9 protein-coding genes are annotated in these 15,386 nt (G+C 60.4%); 8 read left to right on the forward strand and 1 reads right to left on the reverse strand.

Going from position 1 to position 15,386, the window contains the following annotated elements:
• Nucleotides 1–112: 112 nt before the first annotated feature.
• From recC to yfiB, 6 genes are all read left to right on the forward strand, one after another.
• Nucleotides 113–3,565 (forward strand): exodeoxyribonuclease V subunit gamma, encoded by a 3,453-nt coding sequence (gene recC / locus F2P67_RS11245; RefSeq protein ID WP_166220309.1) that lies wholly within the window; start codon nt 113–115, stop codon nt 3,563–3,565.
• Nucleotides 3,562–7,251 carry an exodeoxyribonuclease V subunit beta gene (gene recB, locus F2P67_RS11250; protein WP_166220311.1) on the forward strand — a complete coding sequence of 1,230 codons (3,690 nt, stop codon included), beginning with the start codon at nt 3,562–3,564 and terminating at the stop codon, nt 7,249–7,251. Before recC ends, recB begins: the two co-directional genes overlap by 4 nt.
• Entirely contained in the window at nt 7,248–9,356 is a 2,109-nt protein-coding gene (recD, locus tag F2P67_RS11255) for an exodeoxyribonuclease V subunit alpha (protein ID WP_166220313.1), read from the forward strand. Before recB ends, recD begins: the two co-directional genes overlap by 4 nt.
• Before the next feature lie 119 nt (nt 9,357–9,475).
• A complete protein-coding gene (gene yfiR, locus F2P67_RS11260; protein WP_166220315.1) occupies nt 9,476–10,051 on the forward strand; it encodes a regulatory sequestration protein YfiR in 576 nt (191 codons plus the stop codon).
• Entirely contained in the window at nt 10,048–11,316 is a 1,269-nt protein-coding gene (dgcN, locus tag F2P67_RS11265; protein WP_166220317.1) for a diguanylate cyclase DgcN/YfiN, read from the forward strand. Before yfiR ends, dgcN begins: the two co-directional genes overlap by 4 nt.
• Entirely contained in the window at nt 11,316–11,816 is a 501-nt protein-coding gene (gene yfiB / locus F2P67_RS11270; protein WP_166220319.1) for an outer membrane lipoprotein YfiB, read from the forward strand. The genes dgcN and yfiB overlap by 1 nt, the downstream gene beginning before the upstream one ends.
• On the opposite strand, the gene F2P67_RS11275 is transcribed toward yfiB, so the two are convergent.
• Nucleotides 11,813–12,760 carry a LysR family transcriptional regulator gene (locus F2P67_RS11275; RefSeq protein ID WP_166220321.1) on the reverse strand — a complete coding sequence of 316 codons (948 nt, stop codon included), beginning with the start codon at nt 12,758–12,760 and terminating at the stop codon, nt 11,813–11,815. The genes yfiB and F2P67_RS11275 overlap by 4 nt on opposite strands.
• Before the next feature lie 149 nt (nt 12,761–12,909).
• Here F2P67_RS11275 and F2P67_RS11280 point away from each other — a divergent pair, with 149 nt between their 5' ends.
• Both F2P67_RS11280 and mmsB read left to right on the forward strand, forming a co-directional pair.
• The gene (locus F2P67_RS11280) at nt 12,910–14,436 is read left to right on the forward strand and encodes a CoA-acylating methylmalonate-semialdehyde dehydrogenase (RefSeq protein ID WP_166220322.1); all 1,527 of its coding nucleotides are present in this window, start codon (nt 12,910–12,912) and stop codon (nt 14,434–14,436) included.
• A 10-nt stretch (nt 14,437–14,446) separates the two neighbouring features.
• Nucleotides 14,447–15,334: a 3-hydroxyisobutyrate dehydrogenase gene (gene mmsB / locus F2P67_RS11285; RefSeq protein ID WP_166220324.1), complete on the forward strand. Its 888-nt coding sequence runs from the start codon at nt 14,447–14,449 to the stop codon at nt 15,332–15,334.
• Nucleotides 15,335–15,386: the final 52 nt, after the last annotated feature.

Genomic DNA, 15,386 nt, shown 5'->3' on the forward strand with positions numbered 1-15,386 from the left:
GTTTTGCCCGCAGGAAAGTTCGTACAGCATTCTCGGACGCCGTCCGGCTGTCACAACCTGCCGACAATGCTAAGGTTCTGCCCTGGCTTTGTACTTTTCCAAGGAAGCTTTTATGCCGGACGCCCAGTCCCTCAACGCTGCATTCATGGTGGTTCAGAGCAATAGCCTGGACGAACTGCGCAGCCTGGTGATCAGCATAATGCGCCGCTACCCGCTCGCACCCTTGGAGAACGAGATTGCCCTTGTGCAGAGCAACGGCATTGCCCAGTGGCTCAAATTGGCATTGGCCGAAGATCCTGAGGATGACGATCTCGGTGGCTGCGGTATTGCCGCGGCCATTGATGTGCAACTACCAGGCAGTTTCATGTGGCAGCTCTACCGGATGGTCTTGGGACGAGACGAAATTCCAGCCAAATCCTTGCTCGATAAAGCCCCGCTGACCTGGCGTCTGATGCGCCTGCTGCCGCAGGTTATCGACCGTCCGCATTTCGAACCGTTGCAACGGTTTCTCACGCACGACACAGACTTGCGCAAACGCTACCAGTTGTCCGAGCGTCTGGCGGATCTCTTCGACCAGTATCAGGTGTATCGAGCAGACTGGCTTGAGGATTGGGCCGAAGGCCGGCATCAACTGCGTAACGTCAGAGGTGAAGTGAAGCCACTCGCCCCCACCAGTTGCTGGCAGGCCGAATTGTGGCGCGCACTTCTCGATGATGTCGGAGAGCAGGGCATGGCTCAAAGTCGCGCCGGCGTTCATCAGCGTTTCATCGAGCGCATCAATAATCTCCAAGCAGCCCCCGCAGGATTGCCTTCACGAGTGATCGTTTTCGGGATTTCGTCGTTGCCGGCCCAAGTACTTGAAGCGCTGGCCGGGCTTGCGCGGTTCAGTCAGGTTTTACTCTGCGTACACAACCCTTGCCGTCACCACTGGGCTGATATCGTCGCCGACAAGGATCTGTTGCGTCACCAATACAAGCGGCAATCGCGCAAGGGCGGCATGCCGGTCGTGCTGGATCCTGAAACGCTGCATCAACATGCTCACCCGTTACTGGCTGCCTGGGGTAAGCAAGGTCGCGACTACATCAATCTGCTCGACAGCTACGATGATCCCAACAGCTATCGCGCAGCCTTTCGCGACGGGCGAATCGACCTGTTCAGCGAATCCGAGCCCCACAATCTGCTCAACCAGCTACAGAACGACATCCTTGAACTGCGCCCGCTCAATGAGACCCGCGAGCACTGGCCCGCTGTCGATTTGAAGGAAGACCTGTCGATCCGCTTTCACGTTGCCCACAGTGCCCAGCGCGAAGTGGAGATTCTTCACGATCAGCTCCTTGCACGCTTCAGTGCCAATCCGGATCTGCGGCCCCGCGACGTGATCGTAATGGTGCCGGACATCGACAGCTACGCCCCGCACATCCGCGCGGTGTTTGGTCAGCTCGATCGATACGAATCGCGCTTTATTCCCTTCACCTTGGCAGACCAAGGGCAGCGTGGACGCGATCCTTTGCTGATTGCCGTCGAACATCTGCTCAAACTGCCGGACAGCCGTTTTCCTGTCAGTGAAATTCTCGACCTGCTCGACGTGCCCGCTTTACGTGCCCGCTTCGGAGTAGAAGAACGCGACTTGCCGACGCTGCACCGCTGGATCGAAGGCGCCGGTGTGCGTTGGGGAATGAGCGCCGAGCAACGTGCCGGGCTGGGCCTGCCGGACGAGCTTGAACAGAACAGTTGGCATTTCGGCCTTCGCCGGATGCTCCTCGGTTATGCCGTCGGTACCTCGACGAATTGTGCAGGCATCGAACCCTACGACGAGATCGGTGGCCTGGATGCAGCATTGATTGGCCCGCTGGTTGCGCTGCTCGATGCGCTTGAACTCGCCCATCAGGAACTCACTCAACCGGCTCCACCCAAAGAGTGGGGCCTGCGATTGCAGGGGCTCATGCAACTGTTCTTCAAAGCCAGCAACGAGCATGACGATTACTTGTTGACTCAACTTGAAGAGCTTCGCGAGACCTGGCTGGAAACCTGCGAGTCCGTCGGGCTGTTCGACGAACTGCCGTTGACGGTTGTGCGCGAAGCGTGGCTTGCCGGGCTGGATCAAGGACGTTTGTCACAACGCTTTCTGGCAGGCGCGGTGAATTTTTGTACGTTGATGCCGATGCGCGCCATCCCCTTCAAACTCGTCTGTTTGCTGGGGATGAACGACGGCGATTACCCCCGTGCACAACCGCCGCTGGACTTCGATCTGATGGGCAGCGACTACCGGCCGGGTGATCGTTCACGGCGCGAAGACGACCGCTATCTGTTGCTCGAAGCGCTTCTCTCGGCACGCGATCAGTTGTACATCAGCTGGGTGGGTCGCAGCATCCGTGACAACAGCGAACGGCCGGCGTCGGTGCTGATCGGACAATTGCGCGATCACCTCGCCAGCGGATGGCGATCAATCGACGACGGTGAGGAACTGTTGAGCGCGATGACCCAAGAACACCCGCTGCAACCGTTCAGCGCGCGCTATTTCCACGAAGGTAATCAGCTTTTCAGTTATGCCAGCGAATGGCAGGTTCTGCATCAAAACGACCCGCAGCCAAACGAGGCGCGGGTGCTCGCTCCCCATGTTCAGGAAGAGCCGCTGACGCTCGCCTTGCTGCAGGACTTTTTACGCAACCCGGTGCGCCACTTTTTCACCCAGCGGCTCAAGGTGTATTTCGAGGCGGCCGAAGCACCACTGGCTGACGAAGAGCCTTTTGTACTGGACGCACTGCAGCGCTATACGCTCAGCGACAGTCTGCTTGAAGCAGCACTCAGGCAGCCGGACAATGTCGATCAGGCACTCGAGTCTCACGCCCGGCGCCTGCAAAACAGCGGTCTGTTGCCAATGGCTGGTTTCGGCGAGTGTCTGCAACGCGAGCTGATCGAGCCGCTGCCAGACTTGCTGCACCGTTACCAACAACTGCTGACGCTTTGGCCGACACCGCTGACCAGTGCGATCCCGGTCAATCTCGAGCTTCACGGTTTACGTCTTGAAGGCTGGCTCGCAGGTTTGCATCAGCGCGCTGACGGTGGCGTGTTGTCCGTCACGACCATTCCCAACAGCATCGGCTCAGTCAAAAGCCGAAAATGGCATCGGTTGACCAAACCTTGGGTCAATCACCTTGTTGCCTGCGCCAGCGGGCTTTCCCTGACCACGGCATTGGTGGCCAGTGACGATACGCTGCTGCTGGAACCCATGGAGAAAGACCGAGCGGTTCGCTTCCTGAGTGATCTGCTTCTGGCCTGGCAGGCTGGCATGCGTCAACCACTGCCCATTGCAGTCAAGACGGCATTTGCCTGGCTGACTCAGACCGACCCACTCAAGGCAGAATTGGCTGCGCGCAAAGCCTACGAGGGTGACGGACAGACCAGCGAAGGCGAACGTCGTGAGAGCCCGGCGTTATCCAGGCAATACGCGAATTTCGACGCATTGCTCGCTGATGAAACCTTCTCCGGCTGGTGCGATGCCTTGTATCGACCTTTGTACGAAGCGCCCTGGGGTTCATTGTCCAGTGAAGGGGCGCGTTCATGACTACCAAGACACCACTCGCACTCGCGTTCCCGCTACGCGGTAGCCAGTTGATCGAAGCCAGTGCCGGCACCGGTAAAACTTTCACGATTTCTGCGCTCTACCTGCGCCTGATTCTCGGCCATGGTGGCGAGTCCAGCGGATTCAGTCGCGAGCTGTTGCCGCCGCAGATTCTCGTGGTGACGTTTACCGACGCGGCGACCAAGGAGCTGCGCGAGCGGATTCGCACACGTCTTGCCGAAGCCGCGCGTTTCTTCCGCGACGAGACGCCTGCCCCCGATGCACTGATCGCCGAACTGCGCGACCAGTTTGAGCCTCAGCAGTGGCCCGGGTGTGCCAATCGTCTGGATATCGCGGCACAGTGGATGGACGAGGCGGCGGTCTCCACCATCCATAGTTGGTGCCAGCGGATGCTGCGTGAGCACGCGTTCGACAGCGGCAGTTTGTTCACTCAATCGCTGGAAACCGATCACAGCGATTTGCTCGGCGAAGTGTTGCGCGATTACTGGCGGCTGTTCTGCTACCCGATGCAGGGCGATGCCTTGAACTGGGTTCGCAACAATTGGGGCGGGCCGGCGGCGTTGTTGCCACGGGTTCGCGGTCTGTTCGCCAGCGAGCGTGACAGCGATGAAAGCAAAGCCCCGGCAGAACTGATCGAAGAGTGTCTGCAAGAGCGCCGCGCAGCCTTGATTGAGTTAAAAATGCCGTGGAAGCAGTGGGCGGATGAGTTGCTCGCTATCTGTCACCAAGGTGTGGCCGATAAAAGCGTCGACGGTCGCAAGATGCAAGCACGCTACTTTGAGCCGTGGTTCGAAAAGCTCAAAACCTGGGCCGAAGACGAAACCCTGGAGCAGTTGGACATTGGCACCGGGTTCACCCGTTTGACCCCCGATGGCATGGCCGAAGCCTGGAAGGGCCAGGCCCCGAGTCATCCCGGGCTGGACGCCATGCCAGGGCTGAAATCGAGTCTCGATGCGTTGCCGACTCCCGATGCCGCTGTTCTGCAACACGCGGCCAGATGGGTCGGGGCGCGGTTTGAAGAAGAGAAACGTCGTCGCGCCGAAATGGGCTTTGACGACATGCTCTTGCGTCTGGATGCGGCACTGCAGTCCGACGGAAGTGAGCGCCTTGCAACGTTGATCCGCGAGCAGTTTCCGGTGGCGTTGATCGATGAATTTCAGGACACCGATCCGGTTCAGTACCGGATATTCGAGAGCATCTATCGCATCGAAGACGACAATCCGGACACGGGGCTGTTTCTGATCGGTGATCCGAAGCAGGCGATCTACGCGTTCCGCGGCGCCGACATTTACACCTACTTGCGCGCGCGTCAGGCCACCACCGGACGACTGCACACGCTGGGTACCAACTTCCGTTCGAGCCATGGCATGGTCACGGCGGTGAACCATGTATTTGCACGGGCCGAGTCCCGTGAACAGGGGCGCGGCGCGTTTTTGTTCCGGCAGAAAAACGGTGAAAACCCGGTGCCGTTTCAACCCGTCGAATCCCAGGGGCGCAAAGAGCAACTGATGATCGCCGGGCAAGGTGTTGCAGCGTTGAATGTCTGGCACTTGTCCACCGAACAACCACTGTCAGGCGCAGTTTATCGTCAGCAGTTGGCGGCGGCTTGCGCGAGTGAAATCACTTTGTTGCTCAACGGCGGGCAAACCGGCGAGGCGGGATTCGTACAAGACGGCAAGACCTTCAAGGGCCTGCGGCCTTCGGATATCGCCATCCTCGTGCGGGACGGTAAAGAGGCTCAGGCCGTGCGCGGTGAGCTCGCCGCTCGTGGCGTGCGCAGTGTGTATTTGTCCGACAAGGATTCGGTGTTCGCGGCACAAGAGGCCCACGACTTGCTGGCCTGGCTCAAGGCCTGTGCCGAGCCGGACGTCGAACGTTCGCTGAAAGCCGCGCTGGCCTGTATCACCTTGAACCTGCCGCTGGCTGAGCTTGAGCGCCTGAATCAGGACGAACTGGTCTGGGAAACCCGGGTCATGCAGTTCCGTGGCTATCGCGAACTCTGGCGCAAACAAGGTGTGCTGCCGATGTTGCGGCGCCTGCTCCACGACTTCCACTTGCCGCAGACGTTGATCGCACGCAGTGACGGCGAGCGGGTGCTGACCAATTTGTTGCACCTGTCCGAACTGATGCAGCAAGCCGCCGCCGAGCTGGATGGCGAGCAAGCGTTGATCCGTCATCTGGCGGAGTTGTTGGCGTTGTCTGGTCAGGCCGGCGAAGAACAGATTTTGCGTCTGGAAAGCGACGAGCAACTGGTCAAGGTCGTAACCATTCACAAGTCAAAAGGTCTCGAATATCCGTTGGTGTTTTTGCCCTTCATCTGTTCAGCAAAACCGGTGGACGGCAGTCGATTGCCGCTGCATTACCACGATGCTGCAGGTAAGGCTCACGTGAGCCTGAAACCGACCGCCGAGCTGATCGCCCAGGCAGACGATGAGCGTCTGGCCGAAGATCTGCGTTTGCTTTACGTTGCCTTGACCCGCGCGCAGCACGCTTGCTGGCTGGGGGTGACGGATCTGAAACGGGGCAATAACAACAGTTCGGTGCTGCACCTGTCTGCTTTGGGTTATTTGCTCGGCGGCGGGGCATCGCTGGGAGAGTCCGGTCAGCTGAGTCGCTGGCTGCAGGACCTGCAACAGGATTGCCCGGCCATCGGCATCGGTGAAATGCCGCTGGCCACCGAGGCGCACTACCAGCCGCCGCGCAATGAAGCAGTGCTCAGTGCGACGTTGTTGCCCAAGCGCAAGGCCAGCGAAAACTGGTGGATCGCGTCCTACAGTGCGTTGCGTATCAGCGACGTATTGAGCATTGGCAGCGATGAAGCGCCGGACAATCCACAGGCGCAAAAGCTGTTTGACGATGAGCGTCTCGACCCTGAAGCACCGCGAGAAATCATCACTGGCGGCGCCGACATTCATCGCTTTCCCCGTGGCCCCAATCCGGGCACGTTTCTCCACGGATTGCTGGAGTGGGCGGGGGATGAAGGTTTCGCGTTGTCTCGCGAAGCGCTGGAAGATTTGATTGCCCGGCGCTGTAACCTGCGTGGCTGGAAAGGCTGGATCAGCACCCTGACCGACTGGCTGCAACACCTGCTCAAATCTCCGCTGCCGGTCGGGAATACGCAGCCACCGGTCATTCTTGAGCAACTGAAACAGTACCGCGTCGAAATGGAGTTCTGGTTTGCCAGCCATAAAGTCGATGTGCTCAAGCTCGATGAGCTGGTGCGTCAGTACACGCACAATGGCTTGGCGCGAGTGGCGGCAGAACCGGTGCAACTCAATGGCATGTTCAAGGGCTTCATCGACCTGACGTTCGAGCAAGATGGCCGTTATTACGTGGCCGACTACAAATCCAACTGGCTGGGCGTCGATGATCAGGCCTACACCGCGCAGGCCATGGAGCAGTCGATCCTCGACAATCGCTACGACCTGCAATACGTGTTGTACCTGCTGGCTTTGCACCGCCAGCTCAAGGCACGGCTGCCTGACTACGATTACGACCGGCATGTCGGCGGCGCCTTGTACCTGTTCTTGCGCGGAACGCGTGCCGACAGTCGCGGCGTTTACTTTGCTCGCCCGCCCCGTGAGCTGATCGAACGCCTCGACCGGATGTTTCAGGGCAAACCCGAACCCAAAGTCGAACCCGCATGGGAACAGGGAGTCCTGTTATGAGCCGTACCTTCGCCGATCTGCTGCCGACGCCGCTGGCGGACGACAGCCTTTCCAGTCTTGCGCCGCTGACTCGCGCGGATGATCTGTTGCTGTTGCTCACCCGTTGGGTGGAACGCGGCTGGTTGCGTGCGCTGGACAAGGCCTTTGTCGCCTTCCTTCACGAACTCGAGCCTGATACCGATCCGCTGGTGCTGCTCGCCGCCGCACTGACCAGCCATCAACTCGGTCATGGCCACGTTTGTCTGGATCTTTTCGAGACCCTCAAAGCGCCGGATTTTGCTCTGTCGTTGCCGCCCGAAGGGGATGTGCAGGGCGGTGTCTTGTTACTGCCCTCGCAGTTGCTCGAAGCGCTCGATGGCGCACATTGGTGCAAGGCGTTGGCGAGCAGTTCGCTGATTGCGCTGGCAGCCGATACCCGCGACACGGCGCAGCAACGCCCGCTGGTGCTGGCGGGAAAACGCCTGTATTTGCGGCGCTACTGGGCTTACGAGCGGCGTATCGATTCGGCGTTGCGTCAACGTCTTGCCCACATCGAGGCAATGCCGACCGATCTGCCCCAGCGTTTGAATGAACTGTTCGGAGCGGCCAGACCCGGTGACGTGATCGACTGGCAGAAACTTGCCTGTGCACTCGCCACACGTGGTGCGTTCAGCATCGTCACGGGCGGCCCGGGCACCGGCAAGACCACGACGGTGGTGCGCTTGTTGGCATTGCTTCAAGCGCCTGCGGTCGAGTCCGGTCAACCGTTGCGAATTCGTCTGGCGGCACCCACTGGCAAAGCGGCTGCACGGTTGACCGAGTCCATCAGTCAACAGGTGCAATCGCTGAAAGTACCGGAAGAGGTGCGGGCGAAAATTCCCTGCGACGTGACCACCGTGCACCGTTTGCTCGGCAGCCGTCCGGGCACCCGACACTTTCGCCATCATGCCGGCAATCGCTTGCCGCTGGATGTGCTGGTGGTCGATGAAGCCTCGATGATCGATCTGGAAATGATGGCGAATCTGCTCGACGCCTTGCCCTCCCATGCTCGCCTGGTATTGCTTGGCGACAAGGATCAATTGGCCTCGGTGGAGGCGGGGGCGGTGCTGGGGGATTTATGTCGCGATGCCGAGAGTGGCTGGTACAGCCCGCAGACTCGCCAGTGGCTGGAGTCCGTCAGCGGCGAATCCTTGCAAGACAGTGGATTGCACGAAGACCTCGACGGCAGTCACCCGCTGGCGCAACAAGTGGTGATGTTGCGTCATTCGCGACGGTTCGGTGAAAGCAGCGGCATCGGCCAGCTCGCACGACGGGTCAATCAACAGTTGTCGGGTGAAGCGCGTCAGTTGCTGGTCGCCGGGCACTATGCCGATGTGTATTCGCTGCCGCTCAAGGGTGAGCACGATCATCAGCTCGAGCGGTTGCTGCTCGATGGTCATGGCGACGGCCCGCAGGGTTATCGGCATTATCTGAGTGTGCTGCGCAATCAGCGTCCGGCGCCGGGCAGGCCGCTCGAACATCCGGACTGGGTCAACTGGGCACGCGACGTCTTGCAGGCGTTCGACACTTTCCAGTTGCTGTGCGCCGTGCGAAAGGGGCCGTGGGGTGTTGAAGGCCTCAATCAGCGCATCACCGCCGCGTTGCTTAAGGCGCGTCTGATCGAACACGACCAGCAGTGGTACGAGGGCCGCCCGGTGCTGATGACTCGCAACGACTACGGTCTGGGGTTGATGAACGGCGACATCGGCATCGCCCTCAAGCTGCCCGAACGTGAGGGGCCGGATGCCGGCAAACCGGTGTTGCGCGTAGCGTTCCCGCGCAACGATGGTCAGGGCGGTGTGCGGTTTGTCCTGCCGAGCCGGCTCAATGACGTCGAAACCGTGTACGCCATGACCGTACACAAATCCCAGGGCTCGGAGTTCGCCCACACCGCGTTGATCCTGCCGGATGCCTTGAATCCTGTGCTGACCAAAGAGTTGATCTATACCGGCATCACCCGCGCCAAACACTGGTTCACCCTGATCGAGCCGCGTGCCGGGGTGTTCGAGGAGGCCGTGCTGCGCAAGGTCAAACGCCTGAGTGGCTTGATGCTGGAACTGGAAGAGGGGAACGAGCTGCAGGGATGAAAAAAAGCGTGGTGCACGACCGTAACTGACCAACCGGTCAGAGGTCGCTGTCTCGCTGGTGTGCCAGTGCTGTGCTATCGTTGCGGCATCATTTCGGTACGATCCAAGAGAATCCCTGCATGAAGGTGTCTGTCTGGGCGACAGAGCGCGTGGTTGGCTACAAGCACGCGTTGCTTGTCGGTCTGCTCTGGCTGCTGACGGGCGTGGCCATTGCGCAGCCGCAACCGCCGACAGGCATGGCCGAGCAACGGGCGAAAGCTGTCACCCAAGTGGTTCTCGGCATCCTCAGTTACGCACGCTGGCCGGTTGAACCGGCGCAATTGCGTCTGTGTATCGTCGGCCCGACCGAATACACCGATGACCTCGTCAAAGGCACCACGCAAGCGACCGGCCGCCCGGTGACGGTGCGTCGCCTGCTGGCCGACAACCCGGCCATCGTCAGCGAGTGCGACGCGGTGTACATCGGCAAACTCACCGCCGATGAACGCAGCCGGCTGTTCGCCGCATTGATCGGCCATCCGGTGCTGAGCATCAGTGAAGGCGGCGACCAGTGCACCGTTGGCAGCCTGTTCTGCCTGCGGGTCAGCGACGAACAGGTGTCATTCGAAGTCAATCTCGATTCCGTTGCCCGTAGCGGAGTGCGCATTCATCCAAGCGTCTTGCAGTTGTCGCGTCGCAAACCGGCGGCGCCATGAAACGGTTCAGATCGAATACTCGCCCGACGTTGGGCTCGGTTCTCGGCCGTGGACATTTGACAGTGGCGCTGGTGGCAGTGGCGATGGCGAGTATTTCGCTGACGCTGCTGGGAGTGCTGGCGCTGCGCGTGTATGCCGATCACAACTTGCATCTTATCGCTCGTTCGATCAGCTACACCGTGGAAGCTGCGGTGGTGTTCAACGACAAGACCGCTGCTACGGAAGCGCTGGCGCTGATCGCCTCCACTGAAGAGGTCGCGGATGCCCAGGTGCTCGATGCCCAGGGCCAGTTGCTCGCGCGCTGGCAGCGACCGGAGAACGGATTGTTTTCCGAGCTGGAAATGCAGATCACCCGCGCGCTTCTGGAAAAACCGATCAGCCTGCCGATACTGCACCAAGACCACGAAATCGGTCGCATCCTGCTGACGGGTCACGGCGGGAGTCTGATGCGTTTTCTGCTCAGTGGTCTGGCCGGGATCATTCTGTGTACTGCCATCAGCGCTTGCGTGGCGATCTATCTGGCGCGTCGGCAGTTGCGCGAAATCATCGGCCCGTTGCGCAGCCTTGCCAATGTCGCCCACGCGGCGCGCAGCGAACGTGCGCTGGATCGTCGGGTGCCGCCGGCGCAAATCGCTGAACTCGACAACCTCGGCAACGACTTCAATGCCCTGCTCGACGAGCTCGAGTCCTGGCAAACCCATCTGCAAAACGAAAACGAAACCCTGGCTCACCAGGCCACTCACGACAGCCTGACCGGGCTGCCTAACCGCGCCTTTTTCGAAGGCAGACTGATTCGCGCATTGCGTAACGCCGGCAAGCTCAACGAACGAGTGGCCGTGCTGTTCCTCGACAGCGACCGCTTCAAAGGCATTAACGACAACTTCGGCCATGCCGCTGGCGATGCTGTGCTGGTGGCGATCGCCAATCGGGTGCGCGCGCAGTTGCGTGAAGAGGATCTGGTGGCGCGACTGGGCGGCGACGAGTTTGCCGTGCTGCTGAGTCCATTGCACAAAATCGAAGACGCCGAGCGCATCGCCGAGAAGATTCTCGCCAGCATGGACATGCCCGTCGCTCTGCCGGACGACGGCCGGGTCGTGACGTCGCTCAGTATCGGCATTGCGGTTTACCCCGATCATGGCGCCACGCCAGGTGCTTTGCTCAATGCCGCCGATGCGGCGATGTATCAGGCCAAGCGCCTGTCGCGTGGCGCTCAATTCACGGCCGGGTCGGAGCACCCGGCCGATCCCGTTCAAACCAGGAGCTGATGCCCGTGTTTACATTGCCCGTTCGACTGTTTTCCGCTTTTCTGCTGATGGCCGCGTTGACCCTGACCGGTTGCCAAAGCGCCCCGCAAAAAGGCCTGACCCCGGAGCAGATTGCCGTGCTCAAACAACAAGGTTTCGAGTTGACTGACGAAGGCTGGGAGTTTGGCCTGTCGGGCAAAGTGTTGTTCGGCAGCGATGTCGAAAGCCTCAACAGCCAGAGCACCGAAATCGTCGAGCGTATCGGCAAGGCGTTACTCGGCGTGGGTATCGAGCGCGTACGAGTCGATGGCCATACGGACGCCTCGGGCAAGGAAACCTACAACCAGCAACTGTCCCTGCGTCGAGCCAAAAGCGTGGCGAAAGTACTGGGCACGGTCGGCATGAAGCCGGAAAACATTCAACTGCAAGGCCTGGGCAGCAGCGAACCGGTGGCGTCCAACAACACGGCGGCAGGCCGCACGGAAAACCGCCGCGTCGCGATTGTGGTCAGCGCCGACTAGTCGGCAAACAACATCTCCCGGGTCTGCCCCATCAGCAGCCCCTGATTGCGCTCGGTCACCTCACGGATGTAATCCCACAACAGGGTGATCCGTTTCAACTTGCGCAGATCCTCCCGGCAGTACATCCAGAATTGCCGGGTGATGTCGATTTCATCGGGCAGCACCGGCAACAGGCGTGGATCCTGCGCGGCGAGGAAGCACGGCAGGATCGCCAGTGAACGCCCTTGCTGCGCCGCAACGAACTGCGCAATCACGCTGGTGCTGCGCAAATGTGCGCTGGCGCCCGGCAGCACGTTTGCCAGGTAGAGCAGTTCCGAACTGAACGCCAGATCATCCACATAGCTGATGAATTGATGCTTGCTCAAATCAGCCGGGCGGCGGATCGGTGGGTGTTTGTCGAGGTAGTCCTGGGTAGCGTAGAGCTGCAAGCGGTAGTCGCAGAGTTTGCAGCACACATACGGCCCGTGTTCCGGGCGCTCCAGCGCGATGACGATGTCGGCTTCGCGCTTGGACAGGCTGATGAAGTGCGGCAGCGGCAGGATGTCCACCGAGATCGCCGGGTAGGCGTCGACAAAGTGGCTCAATTGCGGCGTGATGAAAAAACTGCCGAAGCCTTCAGTGCAACCCATGCGCACATGCCCCGACAACGCCACGCCGGAGCCGGACACCTGTTCGCAGGCCATGTGCAGTGTACTTTCGATCGACTCGGCATAACCGAGCAAGCGCTGGCCCTCGGCCGTCAGCACAAAACCGCTGGTGCGCGACTTCTCGAACAACAAAGTGCCTAACGCCGCTTCCAGCGAACTGATGCGCCGCGACACGGTGGTGTAGTCCACTGCGAGCCGTTTGGCGGCCGTGCTGGCCTTGCGGGTACGGGCGACTTCGAGGAAAAACTTGAGGTCGTCCCAGTTCAGCGAACCTAGAGAGGTGATGTTTTTTTGCATGATGGACGGGCTTATATGTGCGTTCTTATTAGAAGTTTGCACATCTATACTCCAAAAACAGTCCGACAACCAATTCGTGACACACGCCTCATCTCAAGGCGAACCATTCGCCTTGGCTCCTACGATAAAAACAAGTTTCGGAGACCAGCATGAACGCATCGCTTACGCCCAACGAAACCACGGTCCAGAAGGTCAAGCTGCTGATCGACGGCGAGTGGGTCGAGTCGCAGACCACCGAGTGGCACGACATCGTCAACCCGGCCACCCAGCAAGTGCTGGCGAAAGTGCCGTTTGCCACCGCCGCTGAAGTTGATGCCGCCATCAGTGCCGCACACCGTGCCTTCCAGACCTGGAAACTGACCCCGATCGGCGCACGCATGCGCATCATGCTCAAGCTTCAGGCGCTGATCCGTGAACACTCCAAACGCATCGCCGTGGTGCTCAGCGCCGAGCAGGGCAAAACCATTGCCGACGCCGAGGGCGATATTTTCCGTGGTCTGGAAGTGGTCGAGCACGCGTGCTCCATCGGTACGCTGCAAATGGGCGAGTTTGCCGAAAACGTTGCCGGCGGCGTCGATACCTACACCCTGCGTCAGCCAATCGGCGTGTGCGCCGGCATCACGCCGTTCAACTTCCCGGCGATGATTCCGCTGTGGATGTTCCCGATGGCCATCGCCTGCGGCAACACTTTTGTCCTGAAACCTTCGGAACAGGATCCACTGTCGACCATGCTGCTGGTGGAGCTGGCCATCGAGGCCGGCGTTCCGGCAGGCGTGCTCAACGTGGTTCACGGTGGCAAGGACGTGGTCGACGGCCTGTGCACGCACAAAGACATCAAAGCGGTATCGTTTGTCGGCTCGACGGCGGTCGGCACCCACGTCTATGACTTGGCCGGGAAGCACGGCAAACGCGTGCAATCGATGATGGGCGCGAAGAACCACGCCGTGGTGCTGCCGGACGCCAATCGCGAGCAAGCGTTGAACGCGCTGGTGGGCGCCGGTTTCGGTGCGGCCGGTCAGCGCTGCATGGCCACCTCGGTGGTGGTGCTGGTGGGCGCGGCCAAACAGTGGCTGCCGGATCTGAAAGCGCTGGCGCAGAAGCTCAAGGTGAATGCCGGCAGCGAGCCGGGCACCGATGTCGGCCCGGTCATTTCGAAAAAGGCCAAGGCGCGGATTCTCGATTTGATCGAAAGCGGCATCAAGGAAGGCGCCAAACTCGAACTGGACGGTCGCGAAATCAAGGTGCCGGGTTACGAGCAAGGCAACTTCGTCGGCCCGACCCTGTTCTCGGGCGTGACCACTGACATGCAGATTTACACTCAGGAAATCTTCGGCCCGGTGCTGGTGGTGCTGGAAGTCGACACACTCGATCAGGCCATTGCGCTGGTCAACGCCAACCCGTTCGGCAACGGCACGGGCCTGTTCACCCAGAGCGGTGCGGCGGCGCGTAAATTCCAGACTGAAATCGATGTTGGCCAGGTCGGTATCAACATTCCGATTCCAGTGCCGGTGCCGTTCTTCAGCTTCACCGGTTCGCGCGGTTCGAAACTCGGCGACCTCGGCCCGTACGGCAAGCAAGTGGTGCAGTTCTATACCCAGACCAAAACGGTCACGGCGCGCTGGTTCGACGACGACAGCGTCAACGACGGCGTGAACACCACCATCAACCTGCGCTGAGGAATCGACCATGAAAATCGCATTTATCGGTCTGGGCAACATGGGCGCGCCAATGGCGCGCAACCTGATCAAGGCTGGCCATTCACTGAATCTGGTCGACCTGAACAAAACCGTGCTGGCGGAACTTGAGCAACTGGGCGGCACCATTCGGTCGTCGGCGCGCGAAGCTGCCGAGGACGCCGAACTGGTGATCACCATGCTCCCGGCTGCGGTGCATGTACGCAGCGTCTGGTTCGGTGAGGACGGCGTCCTGGCCGGCATCGGCAAAGGCGTACCTGCTGTGGATTGCAGCACCATTGATCCGCAGACCGCTCGCGATGTCGCAGCAGCGGCGGCAAAACAGAACGTGGCCATGGCCGATGCGCCAGTCTCCGGCGGCACCGGTGGCGCGACGGCTGGCACGCTGACCTTCATGGTCGGCGCCACCGCGGAACTGTTTGCCACCCTGCAACCGGTGCTGGCGCAAATGGGCCGTAACATCGTCCATTGCGGCGAAGTTGGCACCGGGCAGATCGCCAAGATCTGCAACAACTTGCTGCTGGCGATTTCGATGGTCGGTGTCAGTGAAGCGATGGCGCTGGGTGATGCGCTGGGCATCGACACCTCGGTGCTGGCCGGGATCATCAACAGTTCGACCGGGCGTTGCTGGAGTTCGGAAATGTACAACCCGTGGCCGGGCATCGTCGAAACGGCGCCGGCCTCGCGCGGTTACACCGGCGGTTTTGGTGCGGAGCTGATGCTCAAGGATCTGGGGCTGGCGACGGAGGCGGCACGTCAGGCACACCAGCCGGTGATGCTTGGCGCGGTGGCGCAGCAGTTGTATCAGGCAATGAGCCAGCGCGGGGAAGGCGGCAAAGACTTCTCGGCGATTATCAACAGCTATCGCAAGCCGCAGTAACTTTCAAAGCCTGTGATGAAAGAGCTTTTTGTGGTGAGGGGATTTATCCCCG

This window comes from Pseudomonas atagonensis (assembly GCF_011369485.1).
In the GTDB taxonomy this organism is placed as follows: domain Bacteria; phylum Pseudomonadota; class Gammaproteobacteria; order Pseudomonadales; family Pseudomonadaceae; genus Aquipseudomonas; species Aquipseudomonas atagonensis.

What these genes read in the sequence shown, in the direction of transcription:
- recC (WP_166220309.1), top strand. Translation starts at nt 113, where the DNA reads ATGCCGGACGCCCAGTCCCTCAACGCTGCATTCATGGTGGTTCAGAGC.
- recB (WP_166220311.1), top strand. Translation starts at nt 3,562, where the DNA reads ATGACTACCAAGACACCACTCGCACTCGCGTTCCCGCTACGCGGTAGC.
- recD (WP_166220313.1), top strand. Translation starts at nt 7,248, where the DNA reads ATGAGCCGTACCTTCGCCGATCTGCTGCCGACGCCGCTGGCGGACGAC.
- yfiR (WP_166220315.1), top strand. Translation starts at nt 9,476, where the DNA reads ATGAAGGTGTCTGTCTGGGCGACAGAGCGCGTGGTTGGCTACAAGCAC.
- dgcN (WP_166220317.1), top strand. Translation starts at nt 10,048, where the DNA reads ATGAAACGGTTCAGATCGAATACTCGCCCGACGTTGGGCTCGGTTCTC.
- yfiB (WP_166220319.1), top strand. Translation starts at nt 11,316, where the DNA reads ATGCCCGTGTTTACATTGCCCGTTCGACTGTTTTCCGCTTTTCTGCTG.
- F2P67_RS11275 (WP_166220321.1), bottom strand. Translation starts at nt 12,760, where the DNA reads ATGCAAAAAAACATCACCTCTCTAGGTTCGCTGAACTGGGACGACCTC.
- F2P67_RS11280 (WP_166220322.1), top strand. Translation starts at nt 12,910, where the DNA reads ATGAACGCATCGCTTACGCCCAACGAAACCACGGTCCAGAAGGTCAAG.
- mmsB (WP_166220324.1), top strand. Translation starts at nt 14,447, where the DNA reads ATGAAAATCGCATTTATCGGTCTGGGCAACATGGGCGCGCCAATGGCG.